The sequence below is a fragment of the Pirellulaceae bacterium genome (assembly GCA_019636385.1).
Lineage (GTDB): Bacteria > Planctomycetota > Planctomycetia > Pirellulales > Pirellulaceae > Aureliella.
Genome location: JAHBXT010000004.1, coordinates 663,742 through 688,176 on the forward strand (window position 1 = coordinate 663,742; position 24,435 = coordinate 688,176).

Here is a 24,435-nt window from a genome sequence, read left to right on the forward strand (position 1 = left end):
ACGTACTTGCCTTCAACGAGAACCATTGGATTCGAGTACTACTGTGCACTGGCCCCACGTGTTCCATTCTACAAATTGCGTGAACATGTTAAGCATTTGCCTTATTTTTGGCTCAACTGATGCACTAGATCGACCAGTGCAATAGCCTGATTGACATCGGTTTGTGGCAGGATGCCGTGTCCTAGGTTAAAAATATGTCCGGCTCGCCCACCCGCGCGTTGCAGCACATCGGCTACCATACCTTTCATGATATTGGGTTGAGCCAACAGACCGACCGGGTCCATATTGCCTTGCACGGCCCGGTCGTGTCCCACCGTGTTCCAGGCATCGTCCAATGGTATTCGCCAGTCGATGCCTACAACGGTGCGCCCGTCGCCACGCATCAGCGGCAACAAGGCTGGATTGCCCGTTCCAAAGTTGATGACGGGCACATCGGGGACCAACGAGTCGATAATCTGTTTGACGTACGGATAGACGTACTGCTGATAATCCTGCACCGACAGGCAGCCTACCCAGGAATCGAACAGTTGAACACACTGAGCACCAGCGGCAATTTGTGCGTTCAAATAACGGCTGACGCTGCGGGCAACTTTGGTCATCAAAGTATCCCAAGCGCTGTTATCGCTATACATCAGCGTCTTGGTATGGGCATAGTTCCGACTGCTGCCGCCTTCGATCATGTAGCTGGCTAGCGTAAACGGAGCACCTGCAAAGCCAATTACCGGAATGTGCGGAGCGATGGCGCGGCGAGTCAGCTGCACCGTCTGCATCACAAAATCTAATTCCTGCATCGACTCCAGTTCGCGAACGCGATCCACATCTTGGCTGGTTCGTAGCGGATTGTGGATCACTGGACCGTCACCAGCAGCAAATTCCAGCTGCATTCCCATCGGTTCGATGATCGGCAGCAGGTCAGAAAAAATGATCGCTGCGTCCACGCCTAAACGCTCAACTGCCGTAACCATCACTTCGGCGCACAGTCCAGGGTCTTTGCACAGCTCTAGAAAGCTCATCTTGGAACGAACTGTGCGATACTCCGGCATATACCGGCCTGCTTGTCGCATCAGCCACACGGGAGTTACGTTGGACGACTCGCGCCGGCAGGCTCGCATAAAGGGGCTGTCGTACCAGGCAGCCTGAGAATCATTGGGGGGGCGGCCGGTGCGCTGGAGCACTTGAGCCTGCGCGATGCGCCCGCTGAGCAAGTGGTGTACTCGGGCCGCGCTCTCCTGGACCAAATGTCCCATCTTGGGATGCGACGGTTCCAAGTCGACTGGCAAGTCGCAATGTTGCAGCATCTCGCTGGTGGTCGGACCGATGGATGCCACAATCATCTTCCGCAGGGCAACGCGCAGCGGGTCTTCCAGCCCCAGCCTCGCGCTGAGCTGCAATAGATTGACTACTTGATGAGCGCTCGTCAGCAGCAGCACGTCACGCTGGCCATCAACCATAGCTCGAATATTTTCTTCCAGCGGTGCAGTATCCTCCGGCAGCTCCCAACGGTAGACGCGCAAGGGAACCACTTGAGCCCCGCGAGCCTCCAAGCCCGCATACAGGCTGGTGTTGGTTTTGCCATATTCTTGAACGCCCACCGTTTGATTGGCGACATTGATGTGCTGGTCAATCGCTTGCAGCAGTTCGCGCCACGTATTGGGTTCTGGTACTTGGATGGTAGGCTTCAAGCCGACTTCGCGCATCGCGGCAGCCGGTTTGGGGCCCCGAGCTACCGTGGTCATATCATTGAGGGCCGCTACGAGCCGGCTTAAATCCACCGCGCGCTCGACAGCACACAGGAACTGCTTGAATCCAACGCCAGTCAAAAAGATGACGGTGCTTATTTCACCGGTCATCAGACGGTAGGCAAAGTCGATGGTAGCGCGATTTTCCTCAATGGGCACTTCGCGCATCGACGGGCTGACAAAGGGCCGACCGCCGAACTTGGCGATCAGGCGTTGCATATCCTCACAACGCCGACTCTCCAAGGCCGCCACTGCCAAGCCCGCAAAATTAGAAGTACTTTCGCTCATGAGTTCAACAAGAAAGTCAGCGTCTAGATCCGTCAAAAAATTCCGCTCGCGTATCGGCTAGGACACGTCGCATCAGCTCTCGGCGGCTGAAATATCCAGCGAGGCCGCCCAGGCTTGTATAGCGCGATCGCGATCCTCTATCGCAGTCGATTCAACGGCCAATGGTGCTAGTGAGCGAATGAAGAAGGCGTCCTTGGAGAAAGCTGGGAATAGCTGCTGTGGATTCTGCTGTAGCAGAATCATGGCCGTTGCAGCCGCAATATCGTTGATGCGGATAACCTGCTTGCCCGTTTGAACCGCAGGCTCCTGAGCCAAGCCAGGCGGTGGGTCTGATGATTTTGTAATGTCGCCGCGAATTTCGTCAAATTCGTAGACCACCGTCGCATCTTCAATTAATGCCAACAGTGCAGGCACATCGCTGCGCTCTCCAAACTTGGCCAGACACAGCATAGCTCGCTCGCGAGTCATCTTGTCGTACCGATTGGACAGATGCCGCCGGGCGATGGGCAGTACATTGTGAATATCCTGTTCAAACGCGATGCGCATGACTTCCGGTGCCAAAGCATCGTGGGCCCGTGGAATCCAGCAGGCCAACAAACGCTGCAAGCACAGACGATAACCCGGGCGAACGAGATATCCAAAAAAATTAAGTTGCGCGGTCGAGTGGATCAACTGGCTGACCTCAACCGGTGCAGTGTGCTCCAGCATCGACAGTCCCAACATGAGCGCAGCGCTGTCCCCAATGCTGACCCCAGCTCCGCGATACATGCGTGGTATTAGCTGTTCGGCCTGAGCCGTCATCTGCTGAACCAGCTCCCGTCGTGGAGACGTCGCATCACCGTCTTCGGAAACCGTACGATAGACCAAGTCGACTTGCTGAGCCAACTGATACTGCGTCTTGAGCATCTCCAAATACAATAACTTGCTGGTCGGCGAACTTCCCACGACATCTCGGTAGACCTTCCAAGCGGGTAGGCCGTGATCGACTTGATCGTCGACATCCAGCAGAAAGGCGTGCGCTGCCGTAACAAACTGATGCTTCTCCAGCTCGCTTCGAATGGATAGCGTACGCTGGCGAGCCTCTTTCGATAACAAGCTCATTTCACTCAGCGGCAATCGCTGGAGAACCGCCAGGGCCACCGATCCCTTCCGCAGTAGCTCTGAGGCGGCGCGCTCTCGAACCTCGAAACTGGTATCACCCAAGGATTCCATCAGACGCTGCACATGCTGCTGGTCGACCAGCCGTTGGGTAGTCGCGTCTGAAGTTGCAAGGGCTGCGGGGCTCGTGCGCAAAATGGCTTCTGGGGCGGCCTCTTGAGCATTGCCAGGTAGAGCCGCTAGTACTGCAAGGCCCCAGGCACCCGCCCAAGCAGCTAGAGGCCAACGAGCACCGGCCGACAGGGTGCGCACCATCGCAGGTGGCGTCTTGAACGCTTCGAAAATGTGCGGACGAAAGGGCATGTGCACTCGGGCTTCAGGGTGAATGAACTGCCTAACCCCGCAGAGTCAGGGCATCGAACGAATCTCTCCATTGTATCCAGCCGCCTGACAATTCAGCAGTCCTGTCTGGGCTGGAGAGCCCGTTTTCTGGCCTCGCGAGACTCAGCCAATGCCTTCAATTCGTTACGACTCTCCAACACATCCAGGTTTTGCTGAGTACCCGAGGACAATTGCTCTATTTTGGGGCAATCGCGTATAGCGCCTCGTAGGTGCGAATGTACAGGCGTCCGCTGGACACCACTGGCGACGCCGTAATGGGTTGTCCGCCCATCGGATTGCTGGCGACAATTTCAAACTTTCTGCCTGCTTTTACGACGGTGCAGACGCCGTCTTTGCCGCAGAAATAGATATGACCATCGGCATAGATGGGGCTGGTGCGATGCTGGACGGTGTGGGTACGTTCAAAGTAAACCTGCTGGCCGTTGGCCAGGTCGATACATTGCAGCTTGCCATCCTTGTGTAACAGATACACCAAACCATCGACGATTAGTGGGATGGAGACATCCGGTGTTTGCGGGACGGTCCAAGCAATGTGCTGTGGCAGATCGGTCAATTCACCGCGCGGTTGGCCACTCAGGTCCAACGCCACAGTTGGTCCTTCCTTGGCGGTGGGAATGATCAAACGACCGCCGGCCTGGGCTGGAGTGGCCACAAAGCGAAAGGTAACGTCAAACGCACGGCGGTTTAGCTCAGAAGGTCCATTCAGTCCGCCCAATCGCCACAGTTGACGACCGTCATCGAGTGCATGGCCTGTTGTGCAGTCGGCTCCATGCACAATCAACATGCGCTGCTGTCCATCGTCGTACAGCATGGGAGAAGCGTATGAGTGCTTGCACTCAAACACAGCCTCCGTCAGGCGCTCATGCTCCCAGATGGTCTTTCCGGTTAGCTTGTCCAGCTTGATGACTTTGCCGGTTCGCTTATTGTTGTTGTGCACCATCGGCCCATGGAGCAACTGCAGATACAGACCATCGCCATCCAACACAGGTGTGCTGGTCAGTCCAAACTGAATATCCAGCTTGCCGAACCGTTCGTTGACATCCAGTTGCCATTTCTGGTTGCCGTCGAAATCGTAACAGGCCAACATGCCGGTTCCGAACAGCACCCACACATGCTGGCCATCGGTGGCAGGTGACGGTGATGCTGAATTGCCCTCACCGGCCCGCGCGTCTTGATTGCCACTCGTAACTTTTTTCTGCCACAGGATGGCACCGTCAGCAGTATTACAGCAGATCAGCACCAAATCGCTTCTTGCGGCGCTGGTGACAAAGATGCGATCATTCCAGACGATCGGTGTGGCCCCGCCCTGCCCTGGCATGGGCGTCTTCCAAAGCACGTTCGATGTGTCGCTCCAGTTGGTGGCAATCGACTTTTCTGTCGAAATTCCGTTGTGTTGTAAGCCACGCCACTGAGGCCAATTCTCGGCGCGCAGCGAAGCAGTTGCGTCGAGCAAACTCAATGCAACCAGCAGGACACTTGATCGGAAACCAGCCCATCGGCTGACCATGCAGAAATTCACGATAAAACTCCCATCTGAACAGGCGGACGTGTCGACGATCGAACCACTCGTTTCGTGTTACAATAAACGGGACATGATTATAGCTCAATTGACTACGCTTGTGGCGCTGATAACCTTCAACGCCACTGAAGGCCAAGAAACAAGGAGCAACCCAATGATCGCCACTACATGCGCTCGGCAAACTTTGGCCGAATTAGATTTCATTTACCAGCAGGTCATAGAGACTCCACTCGCACCAATGTCCGCTACCTGGACCAGTCGTGGGCTGTACAGTTTCCAGTTTGTGCGCACCAAGAACTCCAGCCTGCCCGTTGGCGACGAAATGTCGACCAGAGACGCCGCTAATCCACAAGTGCGACGGTGGGCGCGGGCTCTGAGCAGGGCGTGCGGACGGTACTTTGCAGTGGGCCGATTCGAGTGGAACATTGAACTGCTGGACTGGCGTGGCACGGGCGAGTTTGAGCGGCAAGTGCTGCTAGCCTGCTACGCAATTCCTTCAAGCAGCGTATGCACCTACGGTCAGTTGGCGGCCAACGTGGGCAGTCCACTGGCGGCACGGGCGGTAGGTCGCGCGATGTCCCGCAATCGTTGGCCGCTATTGATTCCCTGCCATCGCGTCGTCGGAGCTAGCGGGCAACTGACCGGCTACTCCGGTGTGGGTGGAGTGTCAACCAAGCGTTGGCTGTTGGATCATGAGCAGTTGTTGGGCTCACACCCTGTGGGGTAGCCCACGCTAGAGCAACGCGTCCACGGCGGCTGGCGAAATCGATTGGTAAGTTCTATGGTATTCGCGCAGGCTATGGTAATCCTTCAGGTCAGATACTTCGCACGCGATCTACCATCCCATGAGTGACTCACCCGATATCGAGCTTTTGATCGGTGCACAGGACTGATCCCACCCGCCCATTTGTTATTAGAGGTCTTAGTGGCCAGTCCCACACCCGAGACGCAAGTCCTGATCGACAGCAATTGGCAGCGCGCCCGCGACATGGTTGCCGAAGCCTGCATCGCAGCAGGTCGTGATCCAGGGGAGGTGACCATCGTCGGCGTTGCCAAATATGTGGGGCCCGAGTTGACGGCCCAACTGGTTCGCGCTGGCTGTTCGACTGTCGGCGAAAACCGGCCTCAGACTTTGTGGCAGAAACATGAATGGTTCGACACTCAAGCCCACAACGGCCTCGGGCAGCCTAAGTGGCATATGATTGGTCACTTGCAAACCAACAAGGTTCGTCGAACTCTGCCTCTGGTGGACATGATTCAGTCGGTGGACAGTTTGAAACTGGCGATTGAAATCAATCGAGAGGCTGCTAGGCTAGGCCGAGTTATGCCTATCTTGCTGGATGTAAATTTAACTCAGGACTCGACCAAAACTGGCATGACGACGGAGCAATTACCTGAAGTACTGCAGGGATTGAGCGGACTAGAGAATGTGTCGGTGTGTGGGCTCATGGCCATGTCGAGTCTGAATGCGGACGTTGCCGATGTGCGTCGCGAGTTCGCCGCAGCCAGGGAGCTTCAGCGACGCTTGGCCGCAGAATATCAGGTGTGTGGATCATGGAGCCAACTATCGATGGGCATGAGCGAGGACTTTCGTGAAGCTATTATCGAAGGATCGACTTGCGTTCGATTGGGCACGCTGTTGTGGGCAGGCGTGCTGTGAGTTCCGCGCCTAGGATCCGCTCGAACTCCGCCATTGACACCAGAATCATGTGCCGCGCAGATTCTCACCGCAGGCCGGTTGTGAAGAGCATCGTTGATTGACCGACTCTACTGGGCTCAGTTGCTACGAAACCGTGGCTGTGTTGATTGTGGCAGGCCCTGGCTGAATCGGTCAACCTGCGCTGACGAACAGACACTGGTCACGCGTCACCCTGCCCATGCGATACCTGTCTGAGCATCTGTGGGATATCGTGTTCGGATGCGCGTTGCAGCCTGCGAAACCGTCGCGGCCACAGCGGTGAACACGGAATGCCGCGTGGTCCTACCTCCAGCAAGAACCTCTTGGTGCGTGGTTTGACCGATTCCCACAGACCATTCAAAAACCGATTGTCCGACTGCGTCAACAGCTCTTGATGAAAAATCTCATGGAAGGTTGCATCCAACCGATCGACTTGGCGCTGTAAGAGCTTCCTGAGAAACCAGCGCGACGTGGTCACTAACACTGCCCCCGAGACAATAGCGACAACCCCCGTGGCAGCTAGGGTAGTCTGAGATCGGTGGTACCACAGCAACCAAATCCCGACACCAATCGCCAACAGCGAAGCCCAGACGATCAACAACTTGATGGCCATCAACCGAACTCCAATCTTGTGACTAACCGCTCCGTGCAAGCGGAGGCAGCGAGTCGCATCCAACAGTGCACCAATCACGTTGCTGCGACGTCGGTCGCCGACGCGGGCAACTTCCGACTTGAGTTCCTGCGTCGACTTGGAAAAATCTGTCAAGTCGATTTGACGTTGCCGCGCTCCGGCTAACTCTTCGACAAACGTGCAGTAGATATGTGGCATATCCTTGGTGCGTACCACTCGCGAAAGATTCCAACACAGTGCCCCATAAGTCCGCGCAAAATCGCGCACATCTGCAAAAGTGTCTACCTTGTTGAAAACAATCAATAACTTGTACATCACATCCGACAGGGCTTCCGTAAAGATTCGTAAACTCTCGCCGGTCGTACCTGGCTTCTCAGGGTCAAAGAAGAAGACAATGAGATCGGCCTGCGCTGCGAACTCGCGAACCACGGCTTGAAAATCGTAGCCACGCGACAAGTCATTGGGGTTACCTGCGTGATCAATCAATCCCGGGCTGTCGATCAAACACAAGTCTCTCAGTGGCTCCAAAGGTCGCTGCTTGATCTTCAGTCGATCCAAAAATTCTTTGCCGAATTGCTCAAAGTCGCGCAGCGGCAATTGTGGATCAACCACAGCAGCTCGCCCGTCCAAATCGGTTTCGGACGGCCCGTAAAGCAACACGGTAAATCCATCATCGGTGGGAGCCACGCCGGTGTTCTGCACGGCGCGCCCCAGCCAGTGATTAATAAAGCTGGACTTACCCGACGAATGATTGCCCAAGCACAACACGGTGGGAATGCTGGACGTCGCGCCCGTTCGCTTGCTCAGCGGGAATCCAAAACGATCGGCGATCGGCCGCAAGAGTTGATCGCGCAATTGTTCGATGGCGTGATCCGACGAAGCCGTGGAAGACTTTGGGAGCATGGTGTGTTGCCTAACTGGGGTCAAAAGCGGCATTGTAATCTTAATTTGGCTGATCGATGATCCGCTAGCTAATCAAAAAATTGGACCGCCGGTACCCAGATTGACAGATATTGGCCGGTAGACACAAGCTATAATACAATTTCATCACTTCCACAGGAGCGGAGCGGATGGAACAGCGCAATGTTCTGAATTCGAGCGTTTTGGTACTGAACCGGTACTACTTGGCGATTCGCGTAGTCGATGTACGCCGCGCCATGACACTGCTGTATCGTGAAGTCGCCGAAGTGATTTCTATCGATGGCGGCCAGTACAGCAACTACGACTTCGAGGGCTGGTGCGAACTGAGCCAATTGTTATCCATGGATAAGCAAGACGGAGAAGAATACATTCGCGCGGTAAATTTCGAAATTCAAGTCCCACGCATAATCCGCCTGACCCGCTACGACAAACTGCCCAAGACCATCGTCCGCTTTAACCGCAAGAATTTGTTTGCACGTGACGATCACCGTTGCCAGTACTGCGGTCAGTCGCAGCCCACCAGCCAGTTGAGTTTGGACCATGTCGTCCCGCGATCCCTGGGAGGCAAGACCTCGTGGGACAACATCGTGTGTAGTTGTACTGGTTGCAATTCGCGCAAGGGTGGCCGCACTCCGGAGCAGGCGGGCATGAAACTATTGAAGCAGCCCGGTCAACCGAAGAGCAATCCAGCGATGGTCTTGCCTTTGGACGATCCGCGCTACGCCAGTTGGCGGAGTTTTGTGCAAACCGGCTGATACCAACGGGCTGATACCAGCGGAGGAGGACCGCGGCTAGCGCACGGTGGCTGTTAGAAACATTGCGAGATACTATCAGGCTCGGGCGGCGCGAAGTTGGCACTGCACACCAAAGACTTCCTCGAACAAGCCGCCACGTTCACGGAAAGCCATTTGCTCCAACGCTACATCCTCGACTCCCACAGCGGTAATCACTAGTTGCTTGCCTACGATTCGACAGCGAATATCATTGATGCGTTGACTGCGAGAATCGTCCAGGGCGATTGCCAACCTTAAGATGGCTGATAACTTGGAAATGGCCACGCGCTCGCGGCGATCCAGCGTTGAGTAGCCTTCGTGTTGCGGCTGCGGGCTACTGCGACGATGGTAGCGGGCTACCAATGAAATCAGCAGTACATCTTTGCGGCTCAAGCCGAACAGCTCGCTGTTGCGGATGATATACATCGAATGCTTATGGGCACTGCGCGAATTGATATACGAACCAACGTCGTACAACATAGCCGCCAAATACAAGATCAAACTCATTCGCGGTTCAAGCTGATGTTCGTTTTGTAGATCGGCAAATATCTTGGCCGACAATTGAGCTACATGCCGTGAGTGCTTTTCGTCGATGCCGTACAGTTCACTCAATGAACTGGCCGATCGAATGGCTTGGCGACGATAGTCTTCTGTCCACGAATCGCCGATGGCCATGCTCTGCAACAATCCGTCGCGCAGGTTGGTATCTGATACGGCAATCACCTCCTGTCCCAAACAGCGTGCCAACAGAACATAGCACAACAATGCCGGCACCACCGTTTCGGCATCTTGATAGCTGATGCCGTAACGTTGCGCGATTTCATCGTCGCTCAGTTGAGTCAAGCGATGGGTAAATTCTTTCAACCGCTTGACCGGCAAATAGGCCAAGACTTGTACGTCCCATTGATCCAATAAATGATTGGCGGCAAAACGCACATCGCCGCCCATGGCTACCATTTGTAGAGACGTGTCGAGCTGGACGTCTTCACGGATGTGTGCGACCTGGCGCTGGATTTGCGTTTCCAAGATTTGCCGACGCTTGCCGGGAGTCGCATCCACCTGCTCCATCATTTCCAGCAAACGCAATGAACCCAGCCGATAAGTATGCGAAAACAGGACGTCGCCGGCGTGAACCACCAGAACTTCCGTGCTACCTCCGCCAAACTCCACCATCAATACCGGACAAGACGCTAATTGAGGATCGGCTTGCAATTGCGGTTGAATGCCCATGTACGCCATTCGATTGACTTCAGCTTCATCCAGCGGCTCAACTTCCAAGCCCGTAGCGACGTAGACACGATCCAAGAAGGCGAGTCGATTATTGGCTTCGCGAACTGCGCTGGTAGCCACTACTCGCATTTGATCGGCGCGCACAATTCCGTATTCGCGCATCAATCGGCTGTAACTGCGCAACACGCGAACGCTGTCCTCGATCGAGGTTTTGGTTATCAGCCCCTTGGTAAACGTATCTTTACCCAGCGTCACCGCCTGAGACAGATTTTCCAGCGTATTGACCTGGCCTTGCTCGTCAATCTCAGCAATCGCCATTCGAATACTGGTCGCACCAATATCCACCACCGCCACCGGGCGACAGACAGACTCCTTGGCCATGCGAATGGGTGCAGTAGACATAAATACAATCGAGTTATCCCAGCGGCCTCAGAGAATTCAGGTACCGCAGTTGATTTGGACAGCAGCTCCAATTGTAGTCATGGCCGAGATACAGAGTATAGGACACTTGAAAAGCCAGCAAAGATGGCTGCGGTAGACTGGTTGCTGCAGCCGCTGCGACTGATCAGTAATTCGGGGGCATATTGCGATATTGTAGAGGCACATTCGTTTCGCGGATAGCTTCCGGCTGGGGCCAGAAAAACTCGCGCGGACGACCGCCTTCGACCTCGGGCGCAATGTCGTTTAGTGGAAACGGATCGTGAATTACGGCCCGCGATTTTTGGCGGTCGATGGTCCCTTGACCTCCTGGAAATCCCCAGGCTCGAGGCCTGTTGGCACAGCCCGTACTGAGCAAGACTACGACCATCCACAGGCTGATGATCCACTTTGGCACGTTTCGGGGGCTGTTCAGTAATCTGCGCGACATTGTGTGGGAATCCTTTCCAAGCCGTGCAGCTCGGGTTTGCGGCAAGTCCGTCGGGGGCTGGCCAAAAGTCCTTTTTTGCCTGTACCTAAAGTCTCTGTCTCAAGCGCCTTCCGACGGGATGCGTAGAGTACCGTTTCGCAGGCATTCTAGGAGCCCTGAAACGCTAGACCTAGGTCGATTCTGTCATCGGCACAATGCCTGCATTTCCAGTAGTGACAGCTACGGAGACAGCCAAATCCCGCCCGGAACTGGCGTCCGCCAGGCGCCCCAACGCGACAATCGGTAAAAGCCGCACAACAGCCACCGCTTACTTGGAGCGACTAAAGGGAAGAAAATCAACCTTATTGGGAGTATTGGATGCTCCGAGTCCAAGTCGATCTTGCATTGGCGGCTACGAAGTCTATTCTAGCCGGTTAATGAACCGACTACTGTATTTCTATCAACCGCCAGAGCCAGCTACGTGGATTTTCTTGTCCTCGTTCCTGCTACTAAGCCTCTATTTCGTGTTTCAACGTTTCTTCAGCGTTCGAAACCTGGACGTGTTGTTGTTGCTACTATTGTCGCCCGGTTTATTGATGGTCTACGAAGGTCGCAAGATGGCCCTCGACGAAGTGCCGCAAGTCTCTAGTCAGCAGTTGGCCGGGACGACGGTGCGAAAAGCCCAACCAAACACCTACCGCAAGATGGTAACTCTGCAAACAGCGACTACCGTCCCACTCTCGCAACCCGATGTCGCGGCGGTCGAAGCCTACCCACCAACGGAACCAGCTTCCATCGTGTGGAATGCAAGCAGTCTGCAGTTCTACGGATTTGTGATGCTGCTGGCGGCATGCGGTCTATTAACGATCCGCATGTTAGTCGACCCGGCGCTGGTTCGCCGCCCGTTATTGGTCCCCAATTTGTCGATCGGTGGCCTGAGTTTCATTGGGGTCAGCCTGTTTTTATTCTTGATGTCGATCGTGGTAACCAGTACGCCTCACGAGCAAGAGGTGCGCGGACCGCAGCTGGGGCCTGGCTATGCTTTCCTGAACAAGCTGCCGCAATTGCCCACGACTCCCGGACTGGAATACAAGCCGGTGGTGCCGACCGTGTCCGATACCGACGACAGGTCGCGCTGGCTGCCCAACTTGGCCCGCGTCCTGGCCGTACTCTCGAATCTGGCCATCGTGCTCAGCATCGTGGGTATCGGCTATTGGCATTTCGACAATGTGAAAACCGGCATCGGCTGCGCGGTGATGTATCTCTTGTTACCTTACACGGCGCAGATGACCGGCAACTTGGAGCATGTCATTCCGGCGGCCATGATGACCCTGGCTCTCCTGGCCTATCGCCAGCCCTTGCTGGCTGGTGGTCTGATGGGATTGGCGGCTGGACTGGTGTATTACCCGCTGTTCTTGCTACCGCTGTGGATCAGTTTCTACTGGAAGCGCGGGCTGGGTCGCTGGATGTCAGGTCTGTGCAGTGCGCTACTGCTGCTGGTGGGATTGTTGCTGCTGGATGGCTGGCAAGAGTTCCAAGTCCACCTCAGCCGTATGTTTGGCACATGGTTGCCGCGGATGGATGGCTTAGAAGGAATTTGGGCACCGGGCAACGTGCCTGCCGACTACCGCTTGCCGGTTCTGGTGGGCTTTATTTTGCTGAGTGGATCATTTGCAATCTGGCCATCTCGCAAGAATCTGGCTACGCTGATGAGCGGCACGGCGGTGATCATGTTGGCGGCACAGTTTTGGCATGGCTACGGTGGCGGGTTGTACATGGCTTGGTTTCTGCCCTTCACACTGCTGACTGTCTTTCGGCCCAACCTGGATGATCGCATAGCCACCAATGTCGTTAAGGCTCCGCGATCGGCCACGATCTGACGGCGGCTGACTTAGACCTCCAACCATCCAACGGCAAGTGCCTGGAAAGAAGCATCACCTTGCAGCGCGACGAATTCTGTTTTTTCCATCGGCTGCGCGTCCGCTGGGCCGAGGTGGATCGCCAAGATGTTGTCTTCAACGGAAACTACTTTCTATACTTCGACGTGGCGGTCACCGAATATTGGCGCACCATCGGCGTCTCCTACCCCCACGGCTACGTCGATCGTTTTGGCCAAGACATTTTTGCCGTAAAGGCTACCGCCGAATTCCATGCCGCCCTGAGCTTTGATGACGAAGTCGATGTCGGCTGTCGGGTCAGCAAGCTTGGCCGAACATCGCTGATCTTCACCTTGGGTATCTGGAAGGGTAGCCTGCAAACCACCAGCGGCCAATTGGTGTATGTCAACGTCTTGGTGGCCAATAACAGACCAACACCCTGGCCTGAGAGCCTGGTGCAGTCGATCACGACCTTCGAACGCACGCCGCCTACGACCGCGTAATTTGGCGCTTCGTGGCCGTGCAGGCAACAGGCAAATGGTGTGCCGGCGCGGGGCCGAACTAAGTTGGGTGTCGGCGACGTTTGTCGCTGTCCGCATCGTTTGTTTTGTACCGCCAGTTTTCACCGGTCCTGCTGGTCACATACTACAAGTCACTTGGGCAGGCTTCGGTACCACCCGGCATCGCCCAAGCAATAGAGCTGTGCCAACGGCTGGGTTATGTCTTGGCGACCGGCGGCCAGTGTGGAATGCAGTAGCGAACTGAAATCTTGCCGGGCCATTTTGCCGGCTGGAAAAGCGATCATGTATAAACCACGTCTGGCTCGGGTCATGGCTACATACAACACGCACAGCATCTCATACACCATTGACGACTTATTGGCATCGAAAGCCCGTTGCCAATTCTGCGGCAGCAGGGCCTGTAAATCTGCGCTCATGTAGCGCAGCACGCCATCGGGCGACTGACACGGATCGGGGCGGCGGGCGACCAACAGCGGTGGCGATCCGGTCAGCGAGACATCCAACGCAGGCAGGAAGACCGCATCAAACTCCAAGCCCTTGCTTTTGTGGATCGTCATCACCTTGACCTGCGACTCGCTGGGCAACGCGACTCGCTGTCGTTGGACCGCACTTTCAAAATCTCGCAGCCTACTTCCAACTGCCTGATGGGCGTGGGCTGCCCGTATCAACTGCTCGACACGCTGCCCGTCCCACCACGATAGCTGCCCCCACAGGCTCCTGGCAGCCCACTCGATGGCCCGCCCCAAGCCGCGCAGCGACACCATGTCTCGGAACCAGCGCGCCACATCAATCGGATTGACTCCAGCAGTAGTGGGCAGGCAATTTCGCAACGATTCCATTAAGGGCGAATGACGAATATGAAAGTAGCAGGTGCCGTCGCCCGGATGATCGGCCAGATGCACCAGCGACAGTATCAACTCAACGGCCACCGAGTCATTGAGCGGATTGCCGCCATCTTGACTGGCCGACACATGCCGCTCCCGCAGCAGCCCCATCATGGTTGCCACATCATCGTTGGTCCTAAACAACACGCCGATACTGGCCGCAGACTGTGTGGCTAGCTGTGCAATACGATCAGCTGCGTGCTCTAGAAAAATCCGTCGGCGATCTTCTTTGGTCAATGCATCAGCCGCATCGCCGTCGAGCTGCGGTCCGTTCTCTAAACTGACATAACCGTCCAGTGACTGCCGAGCCGTCTGGTGCGCGGGAAACTGTTGACTCCACAAGGTGGCCGTCTGCTCACAGTGCGCATAGTTCGTGTGCCGATCAAGATGCTGGAACACTTCGTTGACAGCCTGCATCACCTGCGGACTGCTGCGATAGCTGGTTTGGAGATCGCGGCTTTCCAATCCGCTGACGGTTTGCACCACGTTATCAAAAATCTCTGCGACTCCGCCGCGCCAACTGTAGATCGCTTGTTTGCTATCGCCGACACAAAAGAAGGATCGATCGCCTGGTGACTGATCTGGCCCCGCCAACTCAGGCCCCGCACCAGCACCCAGGGGCTTGGCCAACGGGCGCAACACGTCCCACTGTTCCAATGATGTATCCTGAAACTCATCCAACAACAGATGCTGAACGCTGCAGTCCAATCGAAATTCCAGTCGCTTCATGCCTAGTTCTCCAGCCTGGAGGGGCGCGCCGTCGCGCAACCAGCGGGACAGAAAATGCGTCACATCAGCAAAGGTTATAGAACGAGTGCGCTGGACTAGTTGTTGATATGACTGATCGTAAGCCTGCAGGACACTGTACGTGGCCAGTGTCTGACGGCGGTAGATTGGCAAGGCTTCCGCAGCGGCTCGATCCAGAATCACCTCCAACGCCACGCTCAAATCAGCAGGCAACTCCTTGTTAAAGTATTTTGGCACCGCCTCTCGAATAGCTTTGAACAGCGTATGTCCAATCAGCTTGCCCCAATCACCGCTACGTGCCATCAAGTGCAGCTTGTTCAATTCGTTGTTGATTCGCTTGTCGCTCATGCGGCAGGATTCGACGGTCATCAGCGCCGACTCAAACGCCACTTCGCTGGTGACAGCCGGCAACGGCAGTTGGTCCCAAGCCTGCTCGGAAGTGCAACGAAAGAATTCCAATCCATTTTCCACCGTCAGGCGAATATCATCCGACAGTCTGCGATTAGATTCGCCCTTGAACAACATCCGCACCAGCTCCAGCAACGTCCGCCGATCATTGCTGCCCAGCATGTCAGTGATCGCCTGCATCTGCATCTGTGGCTCTTGGCTGGGGTCCAGCGTACTCCAGCCTACGGGCAAACCCATGTCCAGCGTCAGCGTTTTGGCCAACTGAGCAAAGAAGCTGTCCAGTGTCCCGATGCGCAGTCGATGAATGCTGGCGGTGACTCGCCGTAGCGTTGCCAAGCACGCGGCTGCTGATGTATCGACCTGGGGCACGTTTGCAGCCAGCTCCCGCCGCTGGTCGGCATCAATACAGCTCAAAGCCAACCGTTGCAAGACGCGACTCATGATCTCGCCCGCCGCCTTGCGAGTAAACGTGGCAGCCAAGATGGGATCGACATCCTGACCGGACAATAGAATCTGCAACAAGCGATTGGTTAACTGAAACGTCTTACCGGTACCCGCCGAAGCGCGAATCATCAGCGGCGGCAATTGAATCGACTTGCGGCTCGCAGGCTGATTCAATCGCTGTCGCGCCTGCTTGACCACGTCCGCCTCTACCGCCAGTTTGCCATAGCCTTCAAAGCGAAACAGCTTTCGCTTTGGTGGCGGGGAGTTGACTTGCTGGGCGTTGATTTGACAGATGCGGGCATAATCATCGTATGCTACAGGTCGAATCTGCTCGGGCCAGAATTGACAATTCGCTACACTGGTCGCGACTTGATTGGCAACCTCCCAAGCTTCATTCAACAGTTCGGGGCTGAACTGGGCCGCACAAAAGCCGACATCCTCCAAACGCTTGGGCAAATTGATGTAGCCCACTGATGGCATTCCCGTCACACCCAGCGCTTTGGCGATGGGAATATACAGCGGCAATTGCAGATCTAACCAACCTTGACTGCGGTTGTAATGAACGCTTTCCGGTTTCTTGGCCGTTTCGCTAGTCTTATAATCCCAAATCGCCCACTGATTGGTGTCAGCATGATAGTCGATGCGGTCGATGCGCCCAATCAGCAACAACTCGCCATGGCAACCCACCTTCACCCCGTGCTCGAGCGTCGAGCCTTGCTCGGTGAAGCGAATTTCCCAACCCGCAGCAGCCCGTGCAGCTTGTTGTGTTGCGAAAGCCCGCAAGCGCATCTCGGCCTGTTCGATTTGAATCAGCACAGCCGCTGGTGGACCGGGACCAAATTGTTCAGCGGCGATTCTGTCCAGCTGCGATTTGAGAAATTCAGCGACCTCGTCCGCATCCGAACTGGTCGCCACGCTGCTGCCAGCCAGTTGATCCAGAACTGCGTGAACCAGATTGCCGAACATCGAGGCATCTAGTTCGACATCGGCATCGCTCTGATCGCGCAACCGCAGGATATGTCTCAGGTAAAACCGATAGGGACAGCGCAAATAATCGCGAAAGGCTGTGACGGTGATCTGTGTTGGGGGTTCGACATTTTCGGGACGCGGAATGGCAAGTCGACTGGTGCCCGTCGTTGGCTGGCTGTTTCGATGTGCCTCTGGCAGCACATCCGCATTGGCCTCGTGCACCAAATGCAGCACGCGGGCCGGCAAGTCAACTAGATCGCAGGCCAACAACAGCCGACTGGGTACCATGGGATCGCCAGCGGCATCGGTCTTGCCCACCACGATCTTCACCTGCCGCCGCGCCGCTAACATGACGTTGAGACAATAAACGTCGCGTGCCAGCCGGCGCGCATTGTCCAGCATTCCCAGTTGTCGTCGCAATTGATTGGGCAGGAAGGCATCCGCATTGACGCATTCCGGCACCACGCCATCGTGCAACCCGGTAATGATCAGCGCCGGCGCATCGTCCCAGGCCAATTCCAACCAGCCCAGCATCTGGACGGCATTCGGATCCGGAGGCTCGGCTACCAGTTGATCGTCCATGCTGCGCAGCAGCAATTCGATCATCTCCGTAATACTCAACTTCGGCTGCAGCGATTCGGGAATGCCGTGCAAAGCGGCCAGAGCATCGCCAATTTGATTAGCTGCATCGATCAATGCGAAGCTGCTGTACTCTTCGTAGCTGCCGTCGTCACGACGGTGGGCGCACTGAGTAGCATCCCCCTGTTCCAAACTCCGGGGTCCGGAGTGGTTGCTGTCCAGCGTCTGGCGACGCTGGCTACCAGCGCCATCGAACTGAAGTGCGTTGGCGGCAGGTTGATACGCAGTGACCAACACCTGCCGGATCGGTTCAACCCAATCTGCAATCGACTGTAAACGTTTTTCGAGCGGCTTGAGCCACTCAGTGACAGCATCTATTACCGCGCGATACGTGTCGAACGATTGGGCTTTCTGGTTGACAAATCCATCCAGCTTGACCGGCAGTGCTTCGCGATAGTACTGGTCTAGCTGGCAGAGCCAGTTATCCGGCAGTGACTGACTGGCCGCCGATAACATGCGATCCACGGCTGGATGTCGAACTAGCGCGGCCAGCGAGCTGTAGTCGCGTTGATCCATATATCGGCTAATCAGAGCCAACAACACGGCTGGCTGGCTGCGAACCAATGGTTCGCCAGGACCAAACCGCGCGACCATGCCGCTGTCAGCCAGTCGATGTCGCAGCTCAGCAATCAGCTCGCCATCCGGCACGCCGAGCGTTACGTCGCGCACGTTTAGACTGTCGCCCCACTGGGCCAGCGTTGCAGCTACCAACTCTGCCTGATCGCTGGGCGTGTTGCCAACCAACAGGCAATCCGGCGGCAAATCAACAGGCTGACTCTGCCAGTAATCGGCCTCCAGACAGCCCAGCGGATCGAAACCGCTTGACCGTGCGGGTGGTGCAGCCACCCAGACCTGCACTTGATCCGACACCGCGCTTAAGAAGCCGCGTTGAACGCGATTCAAATCCATGCAGCCGACCACAATGATCTGGCGACTGGCTTTCGCCTCGGAAGCGGTCAAGGCACGCTGTCGCGCGGTGTGAATATCCCAGAGCTGTAGTCGATGCAGTTCGTCCAGATACAACCGCTGAATTCTGGCGAGCGCCTGCCAGCGCGGTGTTTCGATGTGATTCCTTCCGAGAGCCTTGGCTACGGCGGTAAAATCTAATAAGTCGCTCGCCAGCTCGCGATGCAGGTTGGACAATATCTTGGCCAGCTCCAGCCATTGCTGGGTTGCCCCGGGCTGTGGCGGATGCTGCATCAACAACCGCAAGTCAGCGATCGTCGCCTGTTGTGCAGCCGCGACCCAGCTCAGAAGTTGTATCCAGTCACTGGCCAGTGGCAGCTTGGCATCGTATAGCCGCTCGGGCAAGCCACCGACTGTAACGATTTCGGGAGGCTTGAGCACACACGCCGCCTCCTGAGCACGCAGCGCTAATAGCTCCCCTAACCGCCTGACCGCCAATCCACCTGGCAAGACCAGCAGCACATCGCGCATATCCCATTGATTACCCGCTGCAAACTGGCTGTGCAGTCGCGAGACGATGTCGGGCAAGACCGGCTGACCCCAACCAATCCAAGTGCGCCGATCCATGGTTCCTTCAGGTCGCTGGTCAAGCGTCCCCATCATGTGCGAATCGAATCTGCTGGAGAACTATTTGATGATACCGTTGAGCGCGCTAACAAGCTGCTGCGGATTGCTGCGCCAGGCGACTTCCGTGGATGTCTTGTCAGCTAAATTTTTTACCTGACAGGTGCCAGCCTCCAGTTCCTGACTGCCGGCCACTAGAGCCACTTGAAAGCCACGCGCATCGGCGTACTTGAGCTGCACGCCAATCTTCTTGGGCTCAGGGTACAACTCCCCACCGATACCGGCGGCCCGCACCGTGCGAGCTAACTCGAAGTAGTCCGCCAAACGCTCGCGATCAAAATAGACGATCAGCACCGGAGCCGGTGTGCGCACCGGAGCGATCATGCCCAGCGTCTCCATGGCCGCCAACAGTCGATCCAGTCCCAGCGACGCGCCGATGCCAGGCAAGTGTTGTTTGGTGAACAGCCCGGCCAGATTATCGTACCGGCCTCCAGAGCAGATGCTGCCGATGCTTGGTAGTTGCAACAGCGTCGTCTCGAAAATGACGCCCGTGTAATAATCCAAACCGCGGGCGATGGAAACATCCAACCGATAACGCGATTCGGGCAATCCCGATTGTTTGAGCGCCAGACAGATTTGACGCAAACGTTCAACACCTTGCTCGCCCAGCGCGTTACCTTGGACCAGCGTCTGTATTTGATTCAAGATGTCATCGGTCTGGCCATGGACATCTGCTAATTGTAGCACCTGCCCGGCCGCCGACCGCGTGATTCCATCGGTGCGCAGCATCTCGGCCAGCACCGCATCTGGACCAATCTTGTCCAGCTTGTCCAGCGCGCGCAGTACCGGTACTGACTTGTCGGCCAGGCCTAATTTTTCCAATAGGCCGCTCAGCACCTGACGATTGTTGATGCGCAGTTGAAAATCCTGGATGCCGATTTCCAACAGCAATTCGTGGATGACTAACGCCGTTTCGATATCCGCCACGACCGACTGGGTACCGATGGTATCGAAATCGCACTGCACGAATTCGCGATACCGACCAGCCTGGGTATTCTCGCCGCGCCACACCGGTGCGATGTGATAGCGTTTGAAGGGCATTCCTAGCTGTGAAATATGCTGTGCGGCAAATCGCGCCAGCGGCACTGTCAAATCGAACCGCAAACCGACGGGCCGATCGCCGTGATCGCGAAAATGGTACAGTTGCCGATCGGTTTCTTCGCTGCCCTTGCCAGTCAGAATTTCCAGATGTTCCAGCGCCGGAGTATCAATGGGGCTGAAGCCGTAGCGACGATATACACGGCGCGCGGTCTCCATAATGGCTTCGCGCGGCATCATCGTCTCGGGCAGGTAGTCGCGGAAGCCTTTAAGCGTACGTGGTTCTATCAAGGGATTCACAGCAGATGGGTCGATGAGTAGAAGCGTCAAACACTAGCCAAGACGGGCAGCAGCGGTGGCTCGGGTGTGCGGACACAACCAAATTCGTCCTGGCCAATGGTCGCCTCCACGTATTCGGCAACCTGCTCGGCGGTTTCAAAATATTTTTCGTAGGTACTATCCTCGTCGTATTCGCAATTGTCGGTCGAATACTCGCGGCAAATCTCCGGACGCGTTTCGTAGATGCCACAGCGATTGTCGCTCTGCAAGTGCTTGCAGGTGGTGTGCACTAGCAGATACCAGGTCTCGTCTTCGACGAACACCGATGCTCTTTCGTGCAGCAAAAACCAGCGCATGAAATCGAAATCCTTGAGCGATTCTGGCTTGTCGATGGGCAGCGCAAAATACTTGCAGCATTTGGCCGGGCAGTAATTGCACAAACAATCGCCCTTGGGCAAATTCTCGCGAAGTATGCGAACCGGTTGCATCATCTTGCCATTCCTGAGTGTACTAAAGAATTCTGAAGTCTGTTACTTCAACGACCAATTCGATTGGTCCCTCGCCTTCACGCATCTTTGATGCGACATTATCAGCAAAGACTCCTCGGGTCACGATTCACTGCTGCTGTGCTCATATTCTATCCTGCAAAAAAGCAATCCGCTATACTACGGCGCTTAACAAGGTATCGCAGATTTTTTTTGCAGCCCGCTGTGTTAGCGAGGAAAATTGATGGAAATCGTCGTCACGGCGGTTGGTCCAGACAATGTTGGCCTGGCCGATCCGATTATTCACGAGGTGACTCGGCAGGGCGCTAGCATTGCGGAGATTCAGATGTACGATCACGACGAGGCCGCCGTGTTCGCCATGATGTGCCGCTTGAAAATGGAAGCTCGACACTGGAGCAACATTCGCGCAAACGTGTTGGAAATTGGCCAGCGCAAGGGGCTGTCGGTGCGCGTCTGGACGCCCACGCCACCCGACGGCCGCAAGGCTAAGCTGGCGTTGTGCACGACCTATCAGGAGAGCACTCCACGGGCCATCTTGCAAGCCATTCAAGATGGAAGACTCAATGCCCAGGCCACCGTGATGATTGGCAATCGACAGAAATGCGCTACGCTGGCCGAAGAGTTTGGTGTGCCCTGGCACAATATTGGTAAAGCCGATGGCACCGCCGATGAAGCGGCAATGGTGCAGCTACTGGATCGATATGAAGTGGACTATATCATCCTGGCGCGGTACATGCGCATCTTGCCACCGGACACCTGTTGGAAATTCGCCGGCGGCAGGATCATCAACTTGCATCACGGACTGCTGCCCAGCTTTCCTGGCTTTAAGCCCTATCACGATGCCTTTGCCAATCGCATGTTGGTGTACGGTGCCACCTGCCACTTTATCGTACCCGAATTGGACGCCGGTAATCAGACGATCTACCAGTCGACGTTCAACGTTGATCCTGGCACAACCATCGAGGAAATCGTACGCATTGGCCAAGAGGTCAATGAGCCAACGTGTTTACTGGAAGGAGTTCGCCGCGTAGTCGATTTAGAAGTCAAGCTACATTTCCACCGCGTCATCGCATCCTCGGGCCGGTAAAATTAACTTGGCAAGCTAGCTCAAACTAAGCAAGCTGACCATCGCTACCCCAACCGCTTCTAGATTGTCCGAGAGGTGCTCGTCAATGACTTTTCGCCGATCCCAACTTCTAGCCGCCAGTCATCACACAATAGCTTGCAGGTTGCGTTGTATTGGCGTGGCGACTTTCCTGGCTCTCTTGCCGTGCGTGTCTGCCTTGGCTCAGCCTGCAGCTGCTGATGCCGCCCACGCCATCGACGCCCCCCAGGAACTTAGATGGTACGAGCCCAGCTTTTGGGAGACCGTCGACGGACGCCCGGTCGAGGAAAGTTGGCAATTCAGCCAGGGCGAGATTCGACTGCACAACCCGCGCGGTGGTCGAGGTAGCCTGCTCAGCCCTGCAGTGCCGGTGCATTTCGAGTTGAGCTTTCAGTGGATGATTGAACCCGGTGCTAACAACGGTTTGAAGTACCGCGTGCGATCGTTCGACGACCGCTGGCTGGGAATCGAATACCAGATGATCGACGAACGCATCCCCTTGGCCAAGCCGCACATCGGTTCTACGGCTTCGATCTACGACCTGGTCGCACCTGCGCTTGAAAAACCGCTCCTTCCAGCGGGTCAATGGAATCAATCTCGCATCGTCTCGCATGGCAGTCGCCTGGAGCATTATCTCAACGGCAGCTTAGTGGCCAGCATTCAAACCGACAGCGTCGAGTGGTATGCGGCCATGGCTCGCAGCAAGTTCGATGGTCTCAGCAACTTTGGGCAGCCACAACCCGGCGATCGTATCCTGCTGACCGATCATGGTGGCCAAGCGGCTTATCGCGGCTTTGAATTAATTGAATTGCCACCGCCTGACCAGCAATCTCAGCCTGAAAAATTATCGCCGCAACTAGGCAACGGGCTGCGGAACGGTTGGGCCGATCAAACCTCGATCGTCTTGTGGACGCGGACTACGGCCCGCAGTGAAATGCTGGGCGACGGCGGGCAGTTTGTACCCATCAGTCGCGATCAGCAGTCTCAACTTTCGGCATCTCAAGATGCAGACAAACTGCTGCACGTTCAGTTGCCCGAAGGTGCTACACTCGACCAGATGCACGGGGCCTGCCCGGGTGCTGCCGGTGAAGTGCGATTGACATACTTCCCCGAGGCGGCTCGCGGCGCTGCCAGGACGACCGATTGGGTCGAGACGGTTGCCCAGCATGATTTCACTCACCAATGGCAGCTCGACCGACTATTTCCGGGGACAAGTTATGCGGCGATCATCGAAGCTCGCCCCGTGGGCCAGTCGACGCTGACGGCGGTTCTGCGCGGCCGATTTCAAACCGCTCCGAGTCCGACTCAGCCGCGCCCCGTGACGTTTTGCATGACCACCTGCCACGACTACGTTCGGCGAGACGACGGCGATCTGGGGCACAAAATCTATCCGGCCATGACGCGACTGGAACCCAATTTTGTCGTCCACGCTGGCGACATCGAATACTACGACATGCCCGATCCCTGGGCTTGGACCATCGACTTGATGCGCTTCAAGTGGGCGCGGCTGTTTGCTCTACCTAATAATCGCCAGTTTTACAATCGACACACCGCCTATTTCATGAAAGACGACCACGATACGCTGAAGAACGATTGCTGGGCCGGCCAGCATTACGGTGCGGTGACTTTTGAGCAGGGCGTAGAGCTATTCAATCTGGAACAGTTTCCCGCGCGTCAGCCACGCTACGCGACGATTTGCTGGGGGCCGGACCTGCAGATCTGGCTGCTTGAGGGCCGAGACTACCGCAGCCCCAACACCCTGGCCGATGGTCCCGAGAAAACCATACTGGGAGCCGAACAAAAGGCATGGCTATTAGAGTCGCTGCGCAGTTCATCGGCCAGATACAAACTGGTCTTCAGCCCTACACCCATCGTAGGCCCGGACCGTGAAAACAAAAATGACAACCACGCCAATCAGACATTTACCTATGAAGGTCAACAACTTCGTCAGGCGTTTGCTGAGACCGGCAACGTAATCGTCTTTTGTGGAGACCGCCATTGGCAATACGCCTCGGTTGATCCTCAGACAGGTCTGTGGGAATTCGGCTGTGGCCCTGGTAGCCAGCGGCATCAATTGGGCTGGCAGGAGGGCGATGTACGCCCCGAACACCGTTTCTTGCGCGTGCAAGGCGGATTTCTCAGCGGCACACTGAGCTACTCGGAGAGCACCCATGCACCTGAGCTCACATTACGGCACCACGACGTAACCGGCCAGCAAGTTAGCAGCTTCCAGTTTCCGCCCGCACCCTGAGAGTCACTGTTAGCCAGAAACCGAACGAACCGCAGTACAAGACTGCGGGAT

General features: G+C 56.0%; 16 protein-coding genes. 7 read left to right on the forward strand and 9 right to left on the reverse strand.

Annotated elements, in window-relative coordinates; genetic code table 11:
* Positions 1 to 101 precede the first annotated feature (101 nt).
* From hemE to KF752_17100, 3 genes are all read right to left on the reverse strand, one after another.
* Positions 102 to 2,027, reverse strand: a complete 1,926-nt coding sequence (gene hemE, locus KF752_17090) for a uroporphyrinogen decarboxylase (GenBank protein MBX3423276.1) — start codon at positions 2,025 to 2,027, stop codon at positions 102 to 104.
* A 72-nt stretch (positions 2,028 to 2,099) separates the two neighbouring features.
* Positions 2,100 to 3,488 carry a hypothetical protein gene (locus KF752_17095; GenBank protein ID MBX3423277.1) on the reverse strand — a complete coding sequence of 463 codons (1,389 nt, stop codon included), beginning with the start codon at positions 3,486 to 3,488 and terminating at the stop codon, positions 2,100 to 2,102.
* Between the two features lie 214 nt (positions 3,489 to 3,702).
* A complete protein-coding gene (locus KF752_17100; protein ID MBX3423278.1) occupies positions 3,703 to 5,034 on the reverse strand; it encodes a PQQ-binding-like beta-propeller repeat protein in 1,332 nt (443 codons plus the stop codon).
* A gap of 166 nt (positions 5,035 to 5,200) precedes the next feature.
* On the opposite strand from KF752_17100, the gene KF752_17105 reads away from it, so the two are divergent.
* Positions 5,201 to 5,773, forward strand: a complete 573-nt coding sequence (locus KF752_17105) for a methylated-DNA--[protein]-cysteine S-methyltransferase (GenBank protein ID MBX3423279.1) — start codon at positions 5,201 to 5,203, stop codon at positions 5,771 to 5,773.
* A gap of 198 nt (positions 5,774 to 5,971) precedes the next feature.
* Complete coding sequence (locus KF752_17110) at positions 5,972 to 6,706, forward strand: YggS family pyridoxal phosphate-dependent enzyme (protein MBX3423280.1); 735 nt, start codon at positions 5,972 to 5,974, stop codon at positions 6,704 to 6,706.
* Between the two features lie 199 nt (positions 6,707 to 6,905).
* Here the strand turns inward: KF752_17110 and KF752_17115 are convergent, their stop codons facing one another.
* Positions 6,906 to 8,258 carry a dynamin family protein gene (locus KF752_17115; protein ID MBX3423281.1) on the reverse strand — a complete coding sequence of 451 codons (1,353 nt, stop codon included), beginning with the start codon at positions 8,256 to 8,258 and terminating at the stop codon, positions 6,906 to 6,908.
* A gap of 167 nt (positions 8,259 to 8,425) precedes the next feature.
* Between KF752_17115 and KF752_17120 the strand changes: the two genes are divergently transcribed.
* Entirely contained in the window at positions 8,426 to 9,031 is a 606-nt protein-coding gene (locus tag KF752_17120; protein MBX3423282.1) for an HNH endonuclease, read from the forward strand.
* Between the two features lie 75 nt (positions 9,032 to 9,106).
* Here the strand turns inward: KF752_17120 and KF752_17125 are convergent, their stop codons facing one another.
* Together KF752_17125 and KF752_17130 are read right to left on the reverse strand one after the other, a co-directional pair.
* On the reverse strand, positions 9,107 to 10,681 hold the full coding sequence (locus KF752_17125) for a Ppx/GppA family phosphatase (protein ID MBX3423283.1): 1,575 nt from the start codon (positions 10,679 to 10,681) through the stop codon (positions 9,107 to 9,109).
* 163 nt (positions 10,682 to 10,844) lie between these two features.
* Positions 10,845 to 11,147, reverse strand: coding sequence for a hypothetical protein (locus KF752_17130; protein MBX3423284.1), 303 nt, complete (start codon positions 11,145 to 11,147; stop codon positions 10,845 to 10,847).
* Between the two features lie 470 nt (positions 11,148 to 11,617).
* Here KF752_17130 and KF752_17135 point away from each other — a divergent pair, with 470 nt between their 5' ends.
* Positions 11,618 to 13,006: a hypothetical protein gene (locus KF752_17135; GenBank protein ID MBX3423285.1), complete on the forward strand. Its 1,389-nt coding sequence runs from the start codon at positions 11,618 to 11,620 to the stop codon at positions 13,004 to 13,006.
* Positions 13,007 to 13,065: 59 nt separating this feature from the next.
* The gene (locus tag KF752_17140; GenBank protein ID MBX3423286.1) at positions 13,066 to 13,506 is read left to right on the forward strand and encodes an acyl-CoA thioesterase; all 441 of its coding nucleotides are present in this window, start codon (positions 13,066 to 13,068) and stop codon (positions 13,504 to 13,506) included.
* 149 nt (positions 13,507 to 13,655) lie between these two features.
* On the opposite strand, the gene KF752_17145 is transcribed toward KF752_17140, so the two are convergent.
* The 3 genes from KF752_17145 to KF752_17155 are packed head-to-tail and all read right to left on the reverse strand — an operon-like array spanning position 13,656 to position 21,013.
* A complete protein-coding gene (locus KF752_17145; protein MBX3423287.1) occupies positions 13,656 to 19,184 on the reverse strand; it encodes a UvrD-helicase domain-containing protein in 5,529 nt (1,842 codons plus the stop codon).
* A 24-nt stretch (positions 19,185 to 19,208) separates the two neighbouring features.
* Complete coding sequence (gene hisS, locus KF752_17150) at positions 19,209 to 20,534, reverse strand: histidine--tRNA ligase (protein ID MBX3423288.1); 1,326 nt, start codon at positions 20,532 to 20,534, stop codon at positions 19,209 to 19,211.
* 35 nt (positions 20,535 to 20,569) lie between these two features.
* Positions 20,570 to 21,013, reverse strand: coding sequence for a YkgJ family cysteine cluster protein (locus tag KF752_17155; protein ID MBX3423289.1), 444 nt, complete (start codon positions 21,011 to 21,013; stop codon positions 20,570 to 20,572).
* A gap of 238 nt (positions 21,014 to 21,251) precedes the next feature.
* On the opposite strand from KF752_17155, the gene KF752_17160 reads away from it, so the two are divergent.
* Complete coding sequence (locus KF752_17160) at positions 21,252 to 22,115, forward strand: formyltetrahydrofolate deformylase (GenBank protein ID MBX3423290.1); 864 nt, start codon at positions 21,252 to 21,254, stop codon at positions 22,113 to 22,115.
* A gap of 85 nt (positions 22,116 to 22,200) precedes the next feature.
* A complete protein-coding gene (locus KF752_17165; protein ID MBX3423291.1) occupies positions 22,201 to 24,384 on the forward strand; it encodes a DUF1080 domain-containing protein in 2,184 nt (727 codons plus the stop codon).
* Positions 24,385 to 24,435: the final 51 nt, after the last annotated feature.

What these genes read in the sequence shown, in the direction of transcription:
- hemE (MBX3423276.1), bottom strand. Translation starts at nt 2,027, where the DNA reads ATGAGCGAAAGTACTTCTAATTTTGCGGGCTTGGCAGTGGCGGCCTTG.
- KF752_17095 (MBX3423277.1), bottom strand. Translation starts at nt 3,488, where the DNA reads ATGCCCTTTCGTCCGCACATTTTCGAAGCGTTCAAGACGCCACCTGCG.
- KF752_17100 (MBX3423278.1), bottom strand. Translation starts at nt 5,034, where the DNA reads ATGGTCAGCCGATGGGCTGGTTTCCGATCAAGTGTCCTGCTGGTTGCA.
- KF752_17105 (MBX3423279.1), top strand. Translation starts at nt 5,201, where the DNA reads ATGATCGCCACTACATGCGCTCGGCAAACTTTGGCCGAATTAGATTTC.
- KF752_17115 (MBX3423281.1), bottom strand. Translation starts at nt 8,258, where the DNA reads ATGCTCCCAAAGTCTTCCACGGCTTCGTCGGATCACGCCATCGAACAA.
- KF752_17120 (MBX3423282.1), top strand. Translation starts at nt 8,426, where the DNA reads ATGGAACAGCGCAATGTTCTGAATTCGAGCGTTTTGGTACTGAACCGG.
- KF752_17125 (MBX3423283.1), bottom strand. Translation starts at nt 10,681, where the DNA reads ATGTCTACTGCACCCATTCGCATGGCCAAGGAGTCTGTCTGTCGCCCG.
- KF752_17130 (MBX3423284.1), bottom strand. Translation starts at nt 11,147, where the DNA reads ATGTCGCGCAGATTACTGAACAGCCCCCGAAACGTGCCAAAGTGGATC.
- KF752_17145 (MBX3423287.1), bottom strand. Translation starts at nt 19,184, where the DNA reads ATGATGGGGACGCTTGACCAGCGACCTGAAGGAACCATGGATCGGCGC.
- KF752_17155 (MBX3423289.1), bottom strand. Translation starts at nt 21,013, where the DNA reads ATGATGCAACCGGTTCGCATACTTCGCGAGAATTTGCCCAAGGGCGAT.
- KF752_17160 (MBX3423290.1), top strand. Translation starts at nt 21,252, where the DNA reads ATGGAAATCGTCGTCACGGCGGTTGGTCCAGACAATGTTGGCCTGGCC.
- KF752_17165 (MBX3423291.1), top strand. Translation starts at nt 22,201, where the DNA reads ATGACTTTTCGCCGATCCCAACTTCTAGCCGCCAGTCATCACACAATA.